Source organism: Pseudomonas sp. P4_C4, from assembly GCF_056402055.1.
Genome location: NZ_JBFUID010000043.1, coordinates 35,787 through 53,751 on the forward strand (window position 1 = coordinate 35,787; position 17,965 = coordinate 53,751).

Sequence of the window (17,965 nt, forward strand, 5' to 3'; positions counted from 1 at the left end):
CAGAAGATCAAAAGATCGCAGGCTACGCCAGCTCCTACATGAGATTGGATTCCTCTGTAGGAGCTGCCGAAGGCTGCGATCTTTTACGCCAGTTCAGCCACGACCGAAGCCAGTGCCTTGGCCGGATCCGCCGCCTGGCTGATCGGACGACCAATCACCAGATAGTCGGAACCGGCATCCAGCGCCTGGCGTGGCGTCAGAATACGGCGCTGATCGTCCTGGGCGCTGCCCGCCGGGCGAATCCCCGGGGTCACCAGTTGCAGCGACGGATGCGCCGTTTTCAGGGCCTGGGCTTCCAGGGCCGAGCACACCAGGCCGTCCATCCCGGCTTTTTCCGCCAGGGCGGCCAGGCGCAGGACCTGCTCTTGCGGCTCAATGTCCAGACCGATACCCGCCAGGTCTTCACGCTCCATGCTGGTCAACACGGTCACGCCGATCAGCAGCGGTTTCGGACCGCTGCGCTGATCCAGCACTTCACGGCACGCGGCCATCATGCGCAGACCGCCGGAGCAATGCACGTTGACCATCCACACGCCCATTTCCGCAGCTGCCTTGACGGCCATCGCGGTGGTGTTCGGGATGTCGTGGAACTTGAGGTCCAGGAACACTTCGAAACCCTTGTCACGCAGGGTACCGACGATTTCCGAAGCGCAGCTGGTGAACAGCTCCTTGCCGACTTTGACCCGGCACAGCTTCGGGTCCAACTGATCGGCCAGCTTCAGTGCGGCGTCACGGGTAGGGAAATCCAGGGCGACGATGATAGGAGTCTGGCAGGCGGACATGAGTGGGCTCTCAGGCAAGTCGAAATCGGCGCGCATTGTAGCGGAACCAGCGCCGCTGCGGGACCCGATGATCGGTAAATCGTCGCGACGCCTCAGGCAAGACTAGCCCTTGAGGCCATTGTGTCGAGTCCGATACATACACGACACGCCCGCAACACCCGGGCCCGCTACCCTCGGCAACCGCAACAGGTCCTTGCAACAGCACTTCCGGTGGCGTTGGCCTGGGCATGACCATTGCCTGTTCCGACTAAGAGGCCCTAAGCAGAATACAAATCTCAGGGCCGGCGATCTTCAGCCCGTGCCTGGGTCTTGCTCCAGTCGATCAACAGGCTGTAGGCCACCGCCAGCAATGTCGGGCCAATGAACAGGCCGATAAAGCCAAAGGCAATCAACCCGCCAAACACCCCAAGCAGCACAATGACCAGCGGCAGATTACCGCCACGGCTGATCAGGTACGGTTTGAGCACGTTGTCGACACCGCTGATGACGAATGTGCCCCAGATCCCGAGGAATATGGCCATCCCGTACTCGCCTTTCCAGGCCAGCCACGCGGTCGCTGGAATCCATACCAACGGCGGGCCCATCGGAATCAGGCTGAGCATGAACGTCACGATACCGAGCACCAATGCACCCGGTACACCGGCAATCAGGAACCCGATCAGCGCCAGGGTCGCCTGGGCCGCCGCGGTGCCGATCACACCGTTCACCACCCGCTGTACCGTGCCCGCCACCAGTTCAATGTAGTAGCCGGCCCGTTGACCGATCAGCCGCTCCAGCAACGTGTGGACAAACGCCGCCAGGCGCGGCCCGTCACGATAGAAAAAGAATACGAAGACGATGCTCAGGGTCAATTCGAGAATACCGCCGCCGATCTGCGCGCTGCGCGCCAGCAACCAGTTACCCACCTGCCCCAGATAAGGCTTGAGCGACATCATCATCGCCGCGCCTTGCTCATCGATGCTGTTCCAGATCCCGACCAGCCGCTCGCCCACCAGGGGAATCGAACCCAGCCACACCGGCGCTTCGGGTAGCCCCTCGACCTGCGCATCCTTGATGAATGCCGTGGCATCTCGCACATGATCGGCAAGGTTGAAACCCAGCCACACCAGCGGTGCCGCTACCAGCACCATCCACCCCAGCGTCAACAATGCCGCCGCCAGCGACTCGCGGCCATTGAGCCAACGGGTCAGCAAGCGCATCAGCGGCCAACTGGCAAATGCCAGGACCGCCCCCCAGAACATCGCCGACCAGAACGGCGCCATCACCCAGAAACTCGCGCCGAACAACACCACGAGCAGGATCTGCACCAACAGGCGATCATTATTGATCATCAAAAGTCTCGAAAAATCAGTCCACAAAAGAGTAGGCGAACGCGGCGTACACGTTCGCCCGGTACAGCCTAGCGCAATAACTCGATGTGCAGGCCAGAGCCTTCGGCACTGCCGGTTTCCATCCGCGCGGCACGCACGCCCTGGCCAATCAGGGCCTGACGCCAGGCTTCGGCGTTCGCTCCGGAAATACTGACCCGCAAGGTGGTGTCCAGATTCAGTCCGCGAGAAATCAGGCGTAGCCAGGTCTCGTCAGGCGCGTCGCTCAATGTGGGAAAGTCGAGTTCACTGGTGCTCTTGAGTTCACGCAGCAAGGTCGCGGAGGTCGGCAATAACTCGCCCAGCGGCGCCGAAGCGTCGAACTGTTCGACATGCAGGTAGGCTTTGCGATTACCGCGGGTGATGCTGTACAGCGCAACGAGCGTGTTGTCCCGTGGAGCGGCAAGTCGCAGCAGCAAATAGGCTTGTTGATCGTCGGCACCGTACAGCTTGGCGTTGCCGAAGACTTGATTGGCCCAGAGGCTGCTTTCACCGCAATCGCGCGCCTGGCACCAAAAGAGCAACCCGGCGCCCTGTTGTTGCAAGGCCTCGCGGGCAGCGGTGAACGCCTCGATGGATGGATGCTCCGATGGCAACTCGTAGGTCACCGAAGTGACGTTGCCACGGGCACTGACCTGACCGTCGAAACGTAACTGGCCACTGATCTTGCGGATCGAGCCCAAGGGATAGATCCGCTCCAGTTCGGCTGCGGGGCGATAGTCGACAATCTGGGCGTCGGTCATGCGCGGCACTATTGGCAGGTCCTGACTGCCCGGAATATCAGCGGCGAATAACAAGGGACTGACACTGCACAGCACCAGCAAACTGAATGAACGCATGGATAGACTCATCGGATCAGCATGGCCTGGGCACCCTTGATGACACTGGCTTCATCGGCGCGTTCCGGTACCTGCAGACCACGCTGCACCGCCGGCCGGTCCTCCAGGGTTGCCATCCAGCGTTGCAGCGCCGTCAAGCCCTCCACCGAGACGCCCGACCACTCGTAGCCGCGCACCCATGGAAAGGTGGCGATGTCGGCAATGCTGTACTGATCGGCGAGGAACTCCACGCTTTGCAGCCGCGTGTCGAGCACTTCGTAGAGGCGACGGGTTTCATGCTGATAGCGGTCGATGGCGCCCTGGAGTTTTTCCGGAAAGTAGCGGAAGAACACGTTGGCCTGGCCCTGCATCGGGCCGATGCCGCCCATCTGGAACATCAGCCACTGCAATACCAGCGAACGTCCCTTCGGGTCGCTCGGCAGCAGTTTTCCGGTCTGTTCAGCGAGGTAAATCAGGATGGCGCCGGATTCGAACACGGCGAAATCGCCGTTGGCGCGATCGACAATCGCCGGAATCCGGCCATTGGGGTTGATCTTGAGGAAGTCCGCAGACTTCTGTTCCTTGTTGTCGAAACTCAGGGCATGCACCGTGTAGGGCAGGCCGAGTTCCTCGAGCACGATAGAGACCTTGTGGCCATTCGGGGTCGCAGCGGTGTAGAGATCTATCATGGTTGTCTCCCATTTCAACCCGCCAAGCCTCGACAGTTGCCCGACGCAAGTCAAGGAATGGCGAAAAACCGATTGAAACAGTCTGCGACAAGATCGGCACCGGACTCGTCATTGAGGTGCAAATGGTGGCCGCCTGGCAGCTGTTCCCGGCTAAAGGGTAGACGCTCCAGCAATTCCGGGTGTTTGGCGAGCATGCCGTCGGCAGCAACCACCAGCTTTGCGGGACACCCTATACGCTGGACGAAGGCCATTGCCTGTTCGGTGGTAAGACGCAGCGGCGATGGCAGTGTGAGGCGATTGTCGGTGCGCCAGGTGTAACCGCCCGGTACCGGCATCAAGCCCCGCTGGGCCAGCAACTCGGCGGCTTCGCGGCTGACCGCGACCAAACCCTTCATGCGCGCCTCGATGGCTCGGTCGAGGGTGTCGTAGACCGGTTTGCGCTTTTCCCGCAGATCCAGTTGCGCCTGCAGGGCCATGCCCATTCGCTCGGCAGCGTTTTCACCTTTGTCTGTAGGAGGAATGATGCCGTCGATCAACGCCAGGTGGGTGACCCGCTCGGGCATCGACCCGGCGATGATCAGCGAAGCGATGGCGCCCATCGAATGCCCCATCAGCGCAAATCTGCGCAGTCCAAGCTGTTCGGCGACCTGCAGCACATCGTGGGCATAGTCCCACATGGCGTAACCGGCTCCCGGCGGGCGATGCCCGGAATGACCGTGACCGGCCATGTCCAGCGCGATGATGCGCAGGCCTTTGAGCTTCGGCGCCAGACGGGCAAAGCTGTTGGCGTTGTCCAGCCAGCCATGCAAGGCAATGACCGGCAAACCGTCTTCAGGACCAAACAGGTGCGCCGCCAGTTCGATGTGCGGCAGGCTCAGGCGGACTTCTTCGACGGCGTGGTTCATGCGCAATCCTGTTGTCGACGGCCGTCCCAGCGGTAGAACAGGCCTTTGAGCATTTCAGCGGTATCAAGGGGACGTTCGAGCGGAAACATGTGGCCACCGGGCATGGTCAACGACTCGCCCAACGGCAGGCGGTCGACCGAACTGGCGTGATGGCGCATCACCACGCGGCTGTTGTGCCCGCGAACCACCGCCAGCGGCACTTGCAACTGCCGGGTGCTGCCCGGGCTGGTGTGCGGCACGCCGCGATAGATGCTGATTTCCGTGGCCGGGTCGAACCGCAGGCGCAGCTTGTCATCGACCTGGTGCAAGCCATGTTGCAGGGAGGCATCGAAGCATTCCGGGTCGAAGCCGCGAAACAGGGTTTTACCGGCGAAATACCTGCGCGCGCTTTCCAGGTCGGCGAACTCTTCACGACGACCGAGGGTCCGCCCGGCCGGGGTCAAGCGGTCGATGAAACCGAAGCGTTTGGCCGCGCGGATGACCCATCGATCGGTTCGGGTCAGCACTGGCGAGTCGAGCATCACCACCCCGCGATACAACTCAGGACAGCGCAAGGCCGCATGCAGGTGCAACACGCCACCGAAGGAGTGACCGACGCCCCACACGGGCTCGGCCTGTTGTTGCAGGTGATGGATCAGCTCATCCACCAGGTTGTACCAGTTGTCGTCCGCCGGAAAACGCGGGTCGTGGGCGTGCTGCTCCAGATGCGTCACCTGAAACTCGGGTGCCAGCGCCGCAAACAACTTGCCGTAGGTCCCCGAAGGAAAACCATTGGCGTGGGCGAAAAAGATCTGTTGCGACATACCTGCAAATCCATGAGCGAGAACAGGCATTGATTGTCCGCAAGACCGCGTCCTGCGGCAATGACCGTAACTGCCAGGAATGATGACAGACCTGCCGTGGCTATGACGTCACTGCGGGCGGCACCTGTTATTTCTGACAGTTGACTGCCAACCAGCATCCAGTGGATAAGAAGGGCTGTCCCGCCGAATCATGGGCAAACTCACGATGCCCCATGCCAATACTCCGACCATCCAGGTATTTGACCCGCGCGGGCTGAGCGTGCGCGGTGTGGCGTATCACCGGCGCGAGCGCGCGTCGGCACCGGAGCCTTGCATTACCCAGCAGGAATATGACGGCGCCGGTCGCGCTGTGCTGATTCGTGATCCACGTCTGTTCCGCTTGCATCAAGACGGTCAGACGGCAGCCAATCAGCAAAACGTCTTCAGTTTGTCGGGCACTGTCGTGCTTTCGCTAAACAGCGACGCCGGCTGGCGCCTGGGATTGCTCGGCGCGCACGGGCAAAGTGTTGAAGGCTGGGATCAGAAGCTAAGCCAGAGCCGCGTGGACTATGACCCTCAGTGCCGCCCGATCGCTACGTTCGAGCGCGCATGGCAAGGCTCGGAACGCTGTATCGCACGACTCACCTATGCCGATACCGACGCCGATGCCGGTCAAAACCTGCGCGGTCGGTTGACTCGGCACGACGACACCGCCGGCACCCTACGCTTCACCGAGTTCAGTCTGAACGCTACACCGCTGCAGCACGGTCGTACCTTCATCGCCGATCCGCAATGGCTGGTGGACTGGCCCGAGTCAGAGCCTGAACGCGACGCCTTGCTGGAGAACGGGCCAGCCATCACTCGCCTTCACTGCAACGCCGCCAGTGAGACCGTCAGCCAGACCGACGCATTGGGCAACCGCCAGACGTTCATTCATACCTGTGCAGCCGAGCTGCGTGAGGTTCGTCTGAAACTCGCCGGGCAGGCCGAGGAAAAAACCCTGGTCCGAGACATTCAGTACAACGCCTTCGGCCAGATCGAACAACAATGTGCGGGAAACGGTGTTGTTTCATGTGCGACTTATAGGCCCGACGATGGCCGACTGGAGCACCTGAAAGCCTATGTAACAGGTCAACCGGCCCTGCAAGATCTGACTTATGAATACGACGCGGCGGGCAATGCCACCTGCATCACCGACGCTGCTCAAGCAACTCAATTTCACCGTAACCAGCGCATCGAGCCAGTTAGTCGCTACCGCTACGACAGCCTCTACCGCCTGATCGAGGCCAGCGGTCGGCAATGGCGCAACGCGCCGGGTGGACCACAACTACCGGAGTTCCAGTCCACCGCCGACCCCGGACAACTGGAAAATTACACGCGTTTCTACCGCTACGATGAAGCCGGCAACCTGACGGTCATGCAGCATCAGGCCGACAGCGCCAGCCGTACCGAACGCACAGCCGTCGCCCGGTTCAGTAATCGCAGTCTGCCCGAAAAGCCTGATGGCGAGCTGCCCGACGAACAGGAAATTACCGTCGGTCATGACCTCAACGGCAACCGTATCGGGCTTCAACCGGGGCAAACCCTGCAATGGGATCTGCGCAACCAACTGCGGCAGGTCGACCAGGTAGTGCGTGAAGATGAACCGGACGATTGCGAGTTTTATGTGTACGACGGCAGTGGCCTGCGTCAGCGAAAAATCCGTCAGGCCTACACCGGCACATTGATCCGCACCCACGAAACCCGCTATTTACCAGGTGTGGAAGTCCGCACTTCTGCCGACGAGACCTTGCATGTCGTGACGATCAAGGCCGGACGCAGCACGGTGCAAATCCTGCACTGGCAGACTGAGCCGCCAGCCGGCATTCCCCAGAATCAGCATCGCTACAGCTTTTCCGATCATTTGGGCTCCAGTGCCCTGGAACTGGACGAAGCGGCCTTGCTCATCTCCCGGGAAAGTTACTACCCCTACGGCGCAACTTGCTGGTGGGCCGGTCGCAACAAACTCGAAGCCGGCTACAAGACGCTGCGCTATTGCGGCCAGGAACGGGATACCACCGGGTTGTACTACTACGGGTTGCGCTACTACATACCCTGGTGCCAACGCTGGCTGAACGCGGACCCTGGGGGCACCGCGGACGGGTTGAATCTGTATGCGATGGTGCATGGCAATCCGATCGGACACGTGGATCTTCAGGGGCTGATCACCGTGGGAGAAGTGTTCAGCGCAGCCCTCGCGACGATTGGCCGTGACGGTGTGAGTGCCCTGGCTGGTGGCGCTGTGCGGTACTTTGCGGGGCAAGGACTGACACACTTGGCAAGCACACCCACGGATGATCCGGATATCCAGATGATTGACCCCGGCGTCAATCTGGCGCTGAGCGTAACAGGTGCGGCGGTCGGGGCATTGGCGGGCGGATCCATGGGGATGGGCGCGGGAAGCAATATCGTTTCCCGATACAGCGAAAACCGCGCTGCGCAGTGGATCGGTGCGGCCATGGGTGGACTGGTGGGCGCGGCAGTAGGTGCCGCTGCCCCGCTCTATGCCTATCTGAGCAACCCTGAAGGGTTAAATGAAGTGGCCATCAGCCTCATCACCAGCGTGGCCGGCAATCTGACAAGGGAAACAGGGCAACGCATCAGCGCAGAACTGGGCCCCAGGCTTACGCTCGCGCCCTCAGGTGTCGCGACTGCCCTGCGCACAGGCGCCTATGGAGGATTGCTGGTCGCCGGTGGAATGATTCGCGCGCAGCTTGCGCCTCTGGCCGGCGTCGCCATCAATGCCGCCGTCGAAGGTCTTGATGGTGCATCCATCGTCATGATCAACGCCTGGCGTGGAGGAACCTTCACCCAGGGCACTAATGAGTTGAGCAGACCGAATGCCATGGAAGTGCTGTATGGCTGGGCTACGCGCACGGCCGGGTCAGGCTTGACCGCCTCGCTGACACTCCTGTCCACCCCGCTGACCGACGCCATTGCAAACCCCAATCTGCGGACGGGAGCCATTGGTGCAATGGCTACTCCCACAGAAGCCCGAACCTATTTGGGACAACATGTGCAGCGCGGCACCGCCGAGTTGTTCAGATATGACGATGCGGACTTCACCCTGGACCACTTCACCCAACCAAACAGGGAGTGGACGGGGCACCCGGACATGCCCACTGGCAACAGCATTGAAATGACAACGTTCCGTCGCCATGCTTCGAGTACCCCTTAACGCGCCGGCGGATTCTCACCCAACGGCACCACCGCCATGGTCAGCCGCGATACGCAACTGGCCTTGCCCTCATCGCTGGTCAGCCGAATGTCCCAGACATGGGTCGTGCGGCCGATGTGGATTGGCCTGGCCACCGCCGTCACCCGCCCGCTGCGCAGGCCGCGCAAATGGTTGGCGTTGATTTCCAGGCCCACGCAATAGAACTTGCTGGCATCGATGCACAGGTAACTGGCCATGGAGCCGACCGACTCGGCCAACACCACCGAGGCACCGCCGTGCAGCAAGCCGTAAGGCTGGTGAGTGCGATGGTCAATGACCATGCTGGCCGTCAGGGACTCAGCGTCAAAGGCCTCGAAACGGATGTCCAGCACTTCACCGATGGTGTTTTTCTGGATAGCGTTCAACTGTTCGATGTTGGGAGTGGTGCGCCACAGGCTCATCGCAGAGTTTCCTTGTTGGTTTTGTTCGTGGATCAATCCTGCCACAGCACCGCTTCGCTGCGCTCGCTCCATTCTTCAAAGCGCTCACCGTAAGCCGCTTCGATCACATTGCGCTTGATCTTCAGGGTCGGGGTGAGAAAACCGTTTTCCACGGCCCAACTGTCCTTGACCACCACCAGGCGCCGCAGCCGTTCATGTTTGTCGAGGGCAGCATTGACCTCTTCCAGCAGTTTTTCCAGGCTGGAATGCAAGCCGGCGCGCGCGGCCCCGCCAGCATCCTGCTGGCCGACCGCCGACAACACGCACAAGCCCAACGGCGCACCCAAGCCATCGCCCACCACACAGACCTGTTCGATGCGCGAGTGCACGGCCAGACGATTTTCAATCGGCGCCGGAGCCACGTATTTGCCTTTGCTGGTCTTGAAGATTTCCTTCAGGCGCCCGGTCAGGCGCAGATTGCCTTCGGCGTCCTCCTCGCCCTTGTCGCCGGTGCGCAGGAAGCCGTCCCCGGTAATGGTGACGGCGGTTTTTTCCGGTTCCTTGTAATACCCGAGCATGGTCGCGCCACTGCGCACCATGACCTCCCCTGTCTCGGCGATCCGCACTTCGACTTCCGGGCACGGCTTGCCGATCCAGCCTGGTTTGTTCTGGCCCGGCATGCCGATGTGGGAATAGCCGCAACTCTCGGTCATGCCGTAGACCTCCAGCACATCCAGCCCCAATTTGCGATACCACTGCAACAAGGTCTGCGGCACCGGTGCAGCACCGGACAGCGCAATGCGCAACGCATCCAGCCCCAACCCGGCGAGGACTTTATGCCCGACCCGTTTGCCGATGATCGGCAGGCCGAGCAGGAAGTCGAGACGTTTTGCCGGAATCTTGCTGTACACGCCCATCTGGAATTTGGTCCAGATGCGCGGCACGCCAAACAGTGCGGTCGGGCGCGCACGTTGCAGGTCGGTGAGAAAGGTGTCCAGGCTCTCGGCGAAAAATACCGTTTGGCCGGTGTAAATCGATGCCAGTTCGACGAACATCCGTTCGGCAACGTGGCACAGCGGCAAATAGGACAGCAGTCGGTCCGACTCGTTGAGGCCGAACAACGAAGTGCCACGAGTGGTGGCGAACCCCAGGGTGCCAAAACTGTGCATCACGCCTTTGGGCATGCCAGTAGTGCCGGATGTGTAAATGATGGTCGCCAGTTGATCGGCGGCAGGTTTGGGATCGTCCTGGATCGGCGAGCTGCGTTGCAGGTCGGCCCAACTGAAATCGAACGTACCGGGTGGATGTAGCGGCAGGCTGATGGTCGGCAGATCGGGGCTGACGCCACGGGACATGCCCGGCCAGTCGTCGAGCTTGCCGATGAATGCCAGCGTCGCTTGCGAATGTTCGAGTACCTGGGCAACGGTCTCGGCGGTGAGGTTGGGGTACAACGGCACCGAGACATGCCCGGCCATCCAGATCGCCAGGTCGGCAATGATCCAGTGCGCACAGTTCTTCGAGATCAGGGCGATATGGCTGCCCTGCGGCAGTTCCCGTGCCCGCAACCAATGGGCCGCGCAACGGGCCTGGTGACCGACGTCCGCCCAGGTCAAGGTCTCGACCTGGGCGCCTGCGACCGGCTGGACCAGAAAGCGCTGGCGGGGATGACGGGCCTCACGCTCGTAGAAAACGTCCAGCGGCAAACGAAAAGCAGCAGACATGACTCGCTCCTGTTTTTTGGTCTGGAGCAAGCGTAGTCAACCAAGCAAGTGCTTGGTCGATTATTTAACAGAAAAACAAAATCAAAAGATCGCAGCCTGCGGCAGCTCCTACATGGAAATGGCGTGCATCTTGTAGGAGCTGCCGCAGGCTGCGATCTTTGCTTTTATGGGTGCTTGATGCTGTCAAGCTTCATTGACCCGACCAGCAGCTCATCACCCTTGAGCTCCGCCAGACCGGCAGTGCTGACCTTTTCCGGCGGATGTCCGGCACCATGTTGCAGGTAGCTCAGCAGATTCCCCACCAGCGGATTGTGACTGACCAGCAACACGTTGCTTACTGCGACCATCTGTTCGGCCACCTTGTCCGGCTCCGTGTCCGGTGTCAGCCACTCGACGGTGCGGATTTCCGGTTCGAAACCCAATGCATCTCGTACCAGTTGCGCTGTTTGCTGCGCTCGCAGGTACGGGCTGGCGTAAATGCCGGTCAGCGGCTGACCCACCAGCTCTGCGGCGACTTTCAATACTTCCTTACGACCGTTATCCGTCAGTTCCCGCTCCGAATCGTGGGGACGGGAGCCGTGTGGCACGGCTTCACCATGACGCAATACCCAGAGTTTCATAGCTTGGGTTCCTCCTCTCGAGCCGAATGCGGTGCCGGTGCCACGACATGCGGCGCTTCACCTTCCGGCGTACGCGGCGTCGGCCAATCGGCGAACGGCCAAGGCTTCTGGTCGCTGTGAAAGCTGCCGAAACGACCGATCTGCGCCAGAAACTGGCTCAGGCTGTCGCCGAAATTCATCAAACTGGCGTTCGGGGCGCCATAGAACAAACGATAGATCAACTGCACCAACACGACGGCGCCGAGGATGAACTGCGCCACTTGCCACACCAGCACGAAGACCATCATCCACAACACACGCAGCAGGATGGACTCGTATTTGGCTTCTACTTTTGGATCGTTCATGCGCAACTCCCTGCTTTTCTGGCAAGCGTGATTAGTTGAAACCACTGGTGGAAATAAAATCGACGTCGGTTTTCGGCTCTCCACGCATTAGCAGACCGATGACCTGCTCCAGCGTGCGCCCCTCGAACAGGATCGCGTGCAGCCCGGCGACCAGCGGCATGTACACGCCAACCTCCTGGGCCTTGGCCTTGAGCACTTTAAGGGTGTTGACCCCTTCGGCGACTTCGCCCAGGCGCGTGACGGCCTCGTCCAGGCTCAGGCCCTGGCCGAGGGCGAAGCCGACCTGATAGTTGCGGCTCTTGGGCGATGAACAGGTCACGATCAGATCGCCCACGCCCGCAAGCCCCAGGAAGGTCATCGGGTTGGCGCCCTGATTCACCGCAAAGCGGGTCATTTCCGCCAATGCCCGGGTGATCAGCATGCTCTTGGTATTTTCCCCCATGCCCAGCGCCACCGCCATGCCGGCGATGATCGCGTAAACGTTTTTCAACGCCCCGCCCAGCTCCACACCGAAACGGTCGGCGCTGGCGTAAACACGAAAGGTGCGGCCGTGCAGCGCGGCCTGAACCTGCTGGCAGAGTTCTTCGTCTTCACTGGCGACCACCGTCGCGGTCAGTGCATGTTCGGCGATTTCACGGGCCAGGTTGGGTCCGGACAGGACGCCGATGCGGGCCTGCGGGGCGATCTCTTCGAGGATCTCGCTCATCAGTTTGAATGTGTGGGCTTCGATGCCTTTGGTCAGGCTCACCAGTAATTTACCGGTCAACCGTTCGGCGTGCGGCACCAGCACCGAGCGCAGCGCGCTGGAGGGCAATGCGACAAAACACAGGTCACAGGCGTCCAGGGTGGCTTGCAGGTCGGTGACCGGTGTGACGCCGGGCAGAATCTTGATGCCTTTGAGGTAACGCGGGTTTTCGCGATTGACCCGCATGGCCTCGGCCTGTTCGGGGTCACGCATCCACTGAAGGACCTGAAGCCCATTTTCGGCCAGCAGATTGGCCACGGCGGTTCCAAAACTTCCGCCTCCCAGGACCGCAATCGGGCGCTGTTCAGTCATATGCAATCCGTTAATCCATACCAGTGGCGATGTCGGCATTATACGGGGCAGCCCATCGGCGGCCAGCCCCGGCGTCAAATACCGGCAGTTGTAGGAAGAAGAGCAATAAAACCGAGGAAAATGCGGACATCGTGAATGGAAAAGTCATTCGGCTCGGTTAACATGCGCGCCATCAATCACTGACTGGGATGTGTTGTGTCTCCGGGTGCTCCTTCACCGCATTCGCCTCAGGTACTGGCGCTGATTTTCAGCTCGCCGGGGCTGGAGCTTTAATATGTCGTATTGCCCAGCCTGGAAAACGCCGCCCCTGCGCCGGCTGCTGGCCGTGCTTTGTCTATTGTTCAGCAGCTTGTTCGGTAGCCTGCCGGGTAACGCGGCCGACATTTTGCTCACGGGTGCCGAAGACAGCCCCGACGCGCGGGCGTTTACCCAGGCCCTGAACGAGTTGCGACCGAACGATAACGTACGCTTCCAGACACTGGCGAGTTTGCCGACTCCTGACAAGCTGCCGGAAAACATCCGCTTGATACTGCTCGACCTGCCCAGCCTCGACTGGCGCCTGCAGGACACCCGGGGCCCGGCGACACTGGTGTTGCGCATCAGCCGCCTGCAAGCCCGGCAACGCTTGAACAACACGCTGCCTGCACACCTTTCCCTGCTATGGAGCGATCCACCACTGGACCGCCAGTTGCGCTTGACCCGCACCCTGTTGCCCGAAGCCAAACGCATCGGCGTGCTCTACCACAACCACAGTGAATTTCTGTTGAATGAGCTGAGTAATGCCGCCCTCCTCTTGGGTCTGGAGGTGGTCACCCAGCGCTGGGACAACATTCACGACAGTCATCCGTTACAGGCCCTGCTGAATAACAGCGACGTGTTGCTGGGCCTGGACGATGCCGACCTGTACAACCCGCAAACCGCAAAGAACCTGCTGCTGAGCAGCTACTCACGGCAAATGGCGCTGATCGGACCCAACGCAGGTTTCGTCAAGGCCGCAAGCCTGGCCAGCACCTACAGCGATCAGAGCGACTGGCTGGCGATCCTCGACGAGTTGCTCGACCGGCCACCGGCCACCTGGCCGCGCACGCACTATCCCCATCGATTCAAGGTCGCGAGCAATCCCCAGGTGGCGCGTTCATTGGGTATCGAACAGATAAACGAAGCGTCGGTCGCCACGTTGCTGGCTGAAGGAGAACGTCGTCCATGAACTTGCGCCGTCGCTGGGACATCAACACTCGCACCCAACTCATCAGCCTCGGCCCTGCACTGCTGCTGACCTTGTTGCTGATCAGCTTCTTCACGTTCGTGCGCATCCAGGATCTGCGTCAGGAAATCACCCACACCGGGCAGTTGATCGCCAATCAACTGGCCCCAGCCACCGAGTACGGAGTGATTTCAGGCAACATCGAAGTGCTCGAAACTTTGCTCAAGGCGACACTGGTCACGCCCAACGTGAGCTTTCTGGAAATCCAGGACAGCGCCAACCGGGTTCTGGTGTACGTCGAACAACCGAGCGAACACTACAATCGCGCGCAACAGCTCGAAGTGTTCCAGGCACCGATACGGCTCCAGCGCGTCGCGTTGCACAATGATTTTTTCCAGAGCAGCAAAACCGCCAACGCGGCCCCCACCGAAGACTATCTCGGCCGGGTGATCGTCGGACTGTCCAACGATGCCTTCAGCCAACGCCAGCAGGAAATCGTGCTCAAGGCCGCCATTCTGGTGCTGTTTGCCCTGCTATTTACCTTCTTCGTGGCCCGGCGTCTGGCGGGCAGCCTGTCGCAACCAATCCGTGATATCGGCAATGCGGTCAAGGCGATCCAGGACGGCGACTACAAAACACCGCTGCCCATTGTCGACGACACCGAGCTGGGGGCGCTGTCGCAACACATCAACAACCTCGCCAGCGGCCTCGAGCAGGCCAGTCGCGAACAGCATCAGGCCATGGCGCAGTTGATCCAGACCCGCGAAGAAGCGGAAAAGGCCAACAACGCCAAATCCGACTTCCTCGCCATGATGAGCCATGAACTGCGCACACCGATGAATGGCGTGCTGGGCATGCTGCAGTTGCTGGAAACCACCGACATGACCGAGGAGCAGGTGGAATACGCGGCGCTGGCCTCGGAATCTACCGAGCACTTGCTCAAGGTCATCAACGACATTCTGGATTTCTCGCGGATCGAACGTTCAGAGCTGGAACTGGAGCACATTGCGTTCAATCTCGTCGAACTGATCGGCAGTTGCGCCCAGTCGTTCCAGCACAGCGCCGCGCAGCGCGACCTCGACCTGCAACTGATGGTCCCCGATGACATGCGCGGCTTGCAGGCCAAGGGCGACCCGACGCGTATCCGGCAGATACTGGTCAACCTGATCGGCAATGCGCTGAAGTTCACCGAGCAGGGCCGCATCACCATCGAGGCACAGTGGCAGTCGCTGGACCACGAGTTACTGTGGTTCACCTGCACCGTGCGCGACAGCGGCATCGGCATCCCGGCACCAAGCCTGGAGTTGATGTTCAACGCTTTCCAGCAGGCCGACAGCTCCATTTCAAGGCGCTACGGCGGCACCGGGCTAGGCCTGCCGATTGCCCGTACGCTCGCCGAACGCATGGGCGGCACCTTGCGCGCGCAGAGTGAGGAAGGCCGCGGTTCGGTGTTCACCCTGGAAATTCCCCTGGCACTGCACCAGCAGACTCAACCGCTGTTGCCCCCTCGCGCGCAATCGCGCAACAGCAACGGCGAAGGGCGCAATGTGCTGCTGGTCGAAGACAACCCGGTCAACCAGACGGTCATCGAAGCCATGTTGCGCAGCCTGGGCTTCAAGGTCAGTCTCGCGGCAGACGGCGCGCAGGCGGTTCGCAGTGCCGAGAGCCTGATTTTCGAAGCGATCCTGATGGATTGCCGCTTGCCGGTCATCGATGGCTATGAAGCCACCCGACAGATCCGCCAATTACCCGGTTGCACCGACCTGCCGATCATCGCGCTGACTGCCAACGCCCTGCAGGGTGACCGCGAAGCCTGTTTGTCGGCGGGGATGAACGATTACCTGGCCAAGCCGTTCAAACGGACTGATCTGCAGCAAATTCTGCAGCGATGGGTGCAGTAGTACAGGCCTTTCGAGCATCTGCGACTGGCGTGAAATGCGAAAGTGCGGCAGTCTTAGGCACCCGAACAGGCCCGAAAAGGGGCTTGAATAATAATTTCAGTGCACAAGTGTACATTCATGTCCTTGGTGCTGTGACTTTCACCACAACGCAATAGTCTATGAGTAGGCTGCCGGTTCGAGGCATGAACGCTTCGATCGGCCGGGAAGATTTGCCCCACCTGCCGCATGGGACTATTGAGGAGCTCGCATGACCAAACAAAACGCCTTTACCCGGGAAGACCTGCTGCGCTGCAGTCGCGGTGAGCTGTTCGGCCCTGGTAACGCGCAACTGCCCGCCCCGAACATGCTGATGGTTGATCGCATCACCCTGATCAGCGAAGAAGGTGGCAAGTACGGCAAAGGTGAATTGGTCGCCGAGCTGGATATCAATCCGGACCTGTGGTTCTTCGCTTGCCACTTCGAAGGCGATCCGGTGATGCCGGGCTGCCTGGGTCTCGACGCCATGTGGCAACTGGTCGGCTTCTTCCTGGGCTGGCAAGGCTTGCCGGGCCGTGGCCGTGCGCTGGGTTCGGGCGAAGTGAAATTCTTCGGCCAGGTCCTGCCGACCGCCAAAAAAGTCACCTATAACATTCATATCAAGCGCGTCCTCAAGGGTAAGCTGAACCTGGCCATCGCCGACGGTTCGGTCACTGTCGACGGTCGCGAAATCTACACCGCCGAAGGCCTCCGGGTCGGCGTGTTTACCTCCACTGACAACTTCTAAGGGTTATCCGCATGCGCCGCGTCGTTATCACTGGTCTGGGCATCGTTTCTTGCCTGGGCAATGACAAAGAGACCGTCTCCGCTAACCTGCGTGCAAGCCGCCCTGGCATCCGGTTCAATCCGGAATATGCCGAAATGGGTCTGCGTAGCCAGGTTTCCGGCTCCATTGACCTCAACCTTGAAGAACTGATCGATCGCAAGATCTATCGCTTCGTCGGCCACGCGGCAGCTTATGCCTACCTGGCCATGAAAGACGCCATCACCGACTCCGGCCTGACCGAAGAGCAGGTTTCCAACGTGCGTACCGGCCTGATCGCCGGCTCCGGTGGCGCGTCGACCCTGAACCAGATGGAAGCACTGGACATCCTGCGCGAGAAAGGCGTCAAGCGCGTCGGCCCGTACCGCGTCACGCGGACCATGGGCAGCACCGTTTCCGCCTGCCTGGCCACTCCGTTCAAGATCAAGGGTGTGAACTACTCGATCTCCTCCGCTTGCGCCACCAGTGCTCACTGCATCGGTAACGCCATGGAACAGATCCAGCTGGGCAAGCAGGACATCGTTTTCGCCGGCGGCGGTGAAGAAGAACACTGGAGCCAATCGTTCCTGTTCGACGCTATGGGCGCCCTGTCCACCCAGTACAACGAAACCCCGGAAAAAGCTTCCCGTGCCTACGACGCCAAGCGTGACGGTTTCGTCATTGCCGGCGGTGGCGGCATGGTCGTGGTTGAAGAGCTGGAACACGCTCTGGCCCGCGGCGCGAAGATCTACGCGGAAATCGTCGGCTACGGCGCGACCTCCGACGGCTACGACATGGTTGCCCCGAGCGGCGAAGGCGCGATCCGCTGCATGCAGCAGGCGCTGTCCACCGTCGATACCCCGATCGACTACCTGAACACCCACGGCACCTCGACCCCGGTCGGCGACGTCGCGGAAATGAAAGGCGTGCGTGAAGTGTTCGGCGACAAGGCTCCGGCCATCAGCTCCACCAAGAGCCTGTCGGGTCACTCCCTGGGCGCCGCCGGCGTTCACGAAGCGATCTACTGCCTGCTGATGATGGAAGGCAACTTCATTGCCGGCTCCGCCAACATCGACGAGCTGGACCCTGAAGTGGCCGACCTGCCGGTGCTGACCAAGACCCGCGAAAACGCCACCATCAACACCGTGATGAGCAACAGCTTCGGTTTCGGTGGCACCAACGCCACGCTGGTACTGAAGCGCTGGGAAGGTAAGTAATTTTCCGCTGCCGAGCCGCACATGAAAACGCCCCGACTGGTTCGGGGCGTTTTTTTTGCCTTGAGAAAAACCCAAGACAGACACAAATCCCCTGTAGGAGCTGCCGAAGGCTGCGATCTTTTGATCTTGTTTTTCGGCGATGCC

Annotated in this window: 16 protein-coding genes; 5 read left to right on the forward strand and 11 right to left on the reverse strand. The window is 60.7% G+C overall.

The window, feature by feature from the left end:
• Nucleotides 1-83: 83 nt before the first annotated feature.
• The 6 genes from pyrF to AC1DXW_RS21265 form a co-directional block, all read right to left on the reverse strand.
• Nucleotides 84-782 carry an orotidine-5'-phosphate decarboxylase gene (gene pyrF, locus AC1DXW_RS21240; protein WP_477754395.1) on the reverse strand — a complete coding sequence of 233 codons (699 nt, stop codon included), beginning with the start codon at nucleotides 780-782 and terminating at the stop codon, nucleotides 84-86.
• A gap of 275 nt (nucleotides 783-1,057) precedes the next feature.
• Nucleotides 1,058-2,113, reverse strand: a complete 1,056-nt coding sequence (locus AC1DXW_RS21245; RefSeq protein WP_477754394.1) for an AI-2E family transporter — start codon at nucleotides 2,111-2,113, stop codon at nucleotides 1,058-1,060.
• A 68-nt stretch (nucleotides 2,114-2,181) separates the two neighbouring features.
• Nucleotides 2,182-2,988 carry a DUF4892 domain-containing protein gene (locus AC1DXW_RS21250; RefSeq protein ID WP_477754393.1) on the reverse strand — a complete coding sequence of 269 codons (807 nt, stop codon included), beginning with the start codon at nucleotides 2,986-2,988 and terminating at the stop codon, nucleotides 2,182-2,184.
• An 8-nt stretch (nucleotides 2,989-2,996) separates the two neighbouring features.
• Nucleotides 2,997-3,656 carry a glutathione S-transferase family protein gene (locus tag AC1DXW_RS21255; RefSeq protein WP_477754392.1) on the reverse strand — a complete coding sequence of 220 codons (660 nt, stop codon included), beginning with the start codon at nucleotides 3,654-3,656 and terminating at the stop codon, nucleotides 2,997-2,999.
• 50 nt (nucleotides 3,657-3,706) lie between these two features.
• On the reverse strand, nucleotides 3,707-4,561 hold the full coding sequence (locus AC1DXW_RS21260) for an alpha/beta hydrolase (RefSeq protein ID WP_477754391.1): 855 nt from the start codon (nucleotides 4,559-4,561) through the stop codon (nucleotides 3,707-3,709).
• Nucleotides 4,558-5,364, reverse strand: a complete 807-nt coding sequence (locus AC1DXW_RS21265; protein ID WP_477760415.1) for an alpha/beta fold hydrolase — start codon at nucleotides 5,362-5,364, stop codon at nucleotides 4,558-4,560. The genes AC1DXW_RS21260 and AC1DXW_RS21265 overlap by 4 nt, the downstream gene beginning before the upstream one ends.
• A 190-nt stretch (nucleotides 5,365-5,554) precedes the next feature.
• On the opposite strand from AC1DXW_RS21265, the gene AC1DXW_RS21270 reads away from it, so the two are divergent.
• Nucleotides 5,555-8,560 (forward strand): RHS repeat-associated core domain-containing protein, encoded by a 3,006-nt coding sequence (locus tag AC1DXW_RS21270; protein ID WP_477760416.1) that lies wholly within the window; start codon nucleotides 5,555-5,557, stop codon nucleotides 8,558-8,560.
• Here AC1DXW_RS21270 and AC1DXW_RS21275 read toward each other — a convergent pair.
• From AC1DXW_RS21275 to AC1DXW_RS21295, 5 genes are all read right to left on the reverse strand, one after another.
• A complete protein-coding gene (locus AC1DXW_RS21275; protein ID WP_477754829.1) occupies nucleotides 8,557-9,000 on the reverse strand; it encodes a hotdog fold thioesterase in 444 nt (147 codons plus the stop codon). The genes AC1DXW_RS21270 and AC1DXW_RS21275 overlap by 4 nt on opposite strands.
• A 32-nt stretch (nucleotides 9,001-9,032) precedes the next feature.
• Nucleotides 9,033-10,700: an AMP-binding protein gene (locus AC1DXW_RS21280; RefSeq protein WP_477760417.1), complete on the reverse strand. Its 1,668-nt coding sequence runs from the start codon at nucleotides 10,698-10,700 to the stop codon at nucleotides 9,033-9,035.
• Nucleotides 10,701-10,864: 164 nt separating this feature from the next.
• Nucleotides 10,865-11,320, reverse strand: a complete 456-nt coding sequence (sixA, locus tag AC1DXW_RS21285; protein ID WP_477754827.1) for a phosphohistidine phosphatase SixA — start codon at nucleotides 11,318-11,320, stop codon at nucleotides 10,865-10,867.
• The gene (locus AC1DXW_RS21290; RefSeq protein ID WP_477754826.1) at nucleotides 11,317-11,664 is read right to left on the reverse strand and encodes a DUF4389 domain-containing protein; all 348 of its coding nucleotides are present in this window, start codon (nucleotides 11,662-11,664) and stop codon (nucleotides 11,317-11,319) included. Before AC1DXW_RS21290 ends, sixA begins: the two co-directional genes overlap by 4 nt.
• Nucleotides 11,665-11,695: 31 nt before the next feature.
• Complete coding sequence (locus AC1DXW_RS21295) at nucleotides 11,696-12,721, reverse strand: NAD(P)H-dependent glycerol-3-phosphate dehydrogenase (RefSeq protein WP_477754825.1); 1,026 nt, start codon at nucleotides 12,719-12,721, stop codon at nucleotides 11,696-11,698.
• 274 nt (nucleotides 12,722-12,995) lie between these two features.
• On the opposite strand from AC1DXW_RS21295, the gene AC1DXW_RS21300 reads away from it, so the two are divergent.
• The 4 genes from AC1DXW_RS21300 to fabB all read left to right on the forward strand — a co-directional run bounded on the left by AC1DXW_RS21300 (nucleotide 12,996) and on the right by fabB (nucleotide 17,821).
• Complete coding sequence (locus AC1DXW_RS21300) at nucleotides 12,996-13,928, forward strand: ABC transporter substrate-binding protein (RefSeq protein ID WP_477754824.1); 933 nt, start codon at nucleotides 12,996-12,998, stop codon at nucleotides 13,926-13,928.
• Nucleotides 13,925-15,826, forward strand: coding sequence for an ATP-binding protein (locus AC1DXW_RS21305; RefSeq protein ID WP_477754823.1), 1,902 nt, complete (start codon nucleotides 13,925-13,927; stop codon nucleotides 15,824-15,826). The genes AC1DXW_RS21300 and AC1DXW_RS21305 overlap by 4 nt, the downstream gene beginning before the upstream one ends.
• A gap of 247 nt (nucleotides 15,827-16,073) precedes the next feature.
• Nucleotides 16,074-16,589: a 3-hydroxyacyl-[acyl-carrier-protein] dehydratase FabA gene (fabA, locus tag AC1DXW_RS21310; RefSeq protein WP_003227150.1), complete on the forward strand. Its 516-nt coding sequence runs from the start codon at nucleotides 16,074-16,076 to the stop codon at nucleotides 16,587-16,589.
• An 11-nt stretch (nucleotides 16,590-16,600) separates the two neighbouring features.
• Nucleotides 16,601-17,821 (forward strand): beta-ketoacyl-ACP synthase I, encoded by a 1,221-nt coding sequence (gene fabB / locus AC1DXW_RS21315; RefSeq protein ID WP_218427369.1) that lies wholly within the window; start codon nucleotides 16,601-16,603, stop codon nucleotides 17,819-17,821.
• Nucleotides 17,822-17,965: the final 144 nt, after the last annotated feature.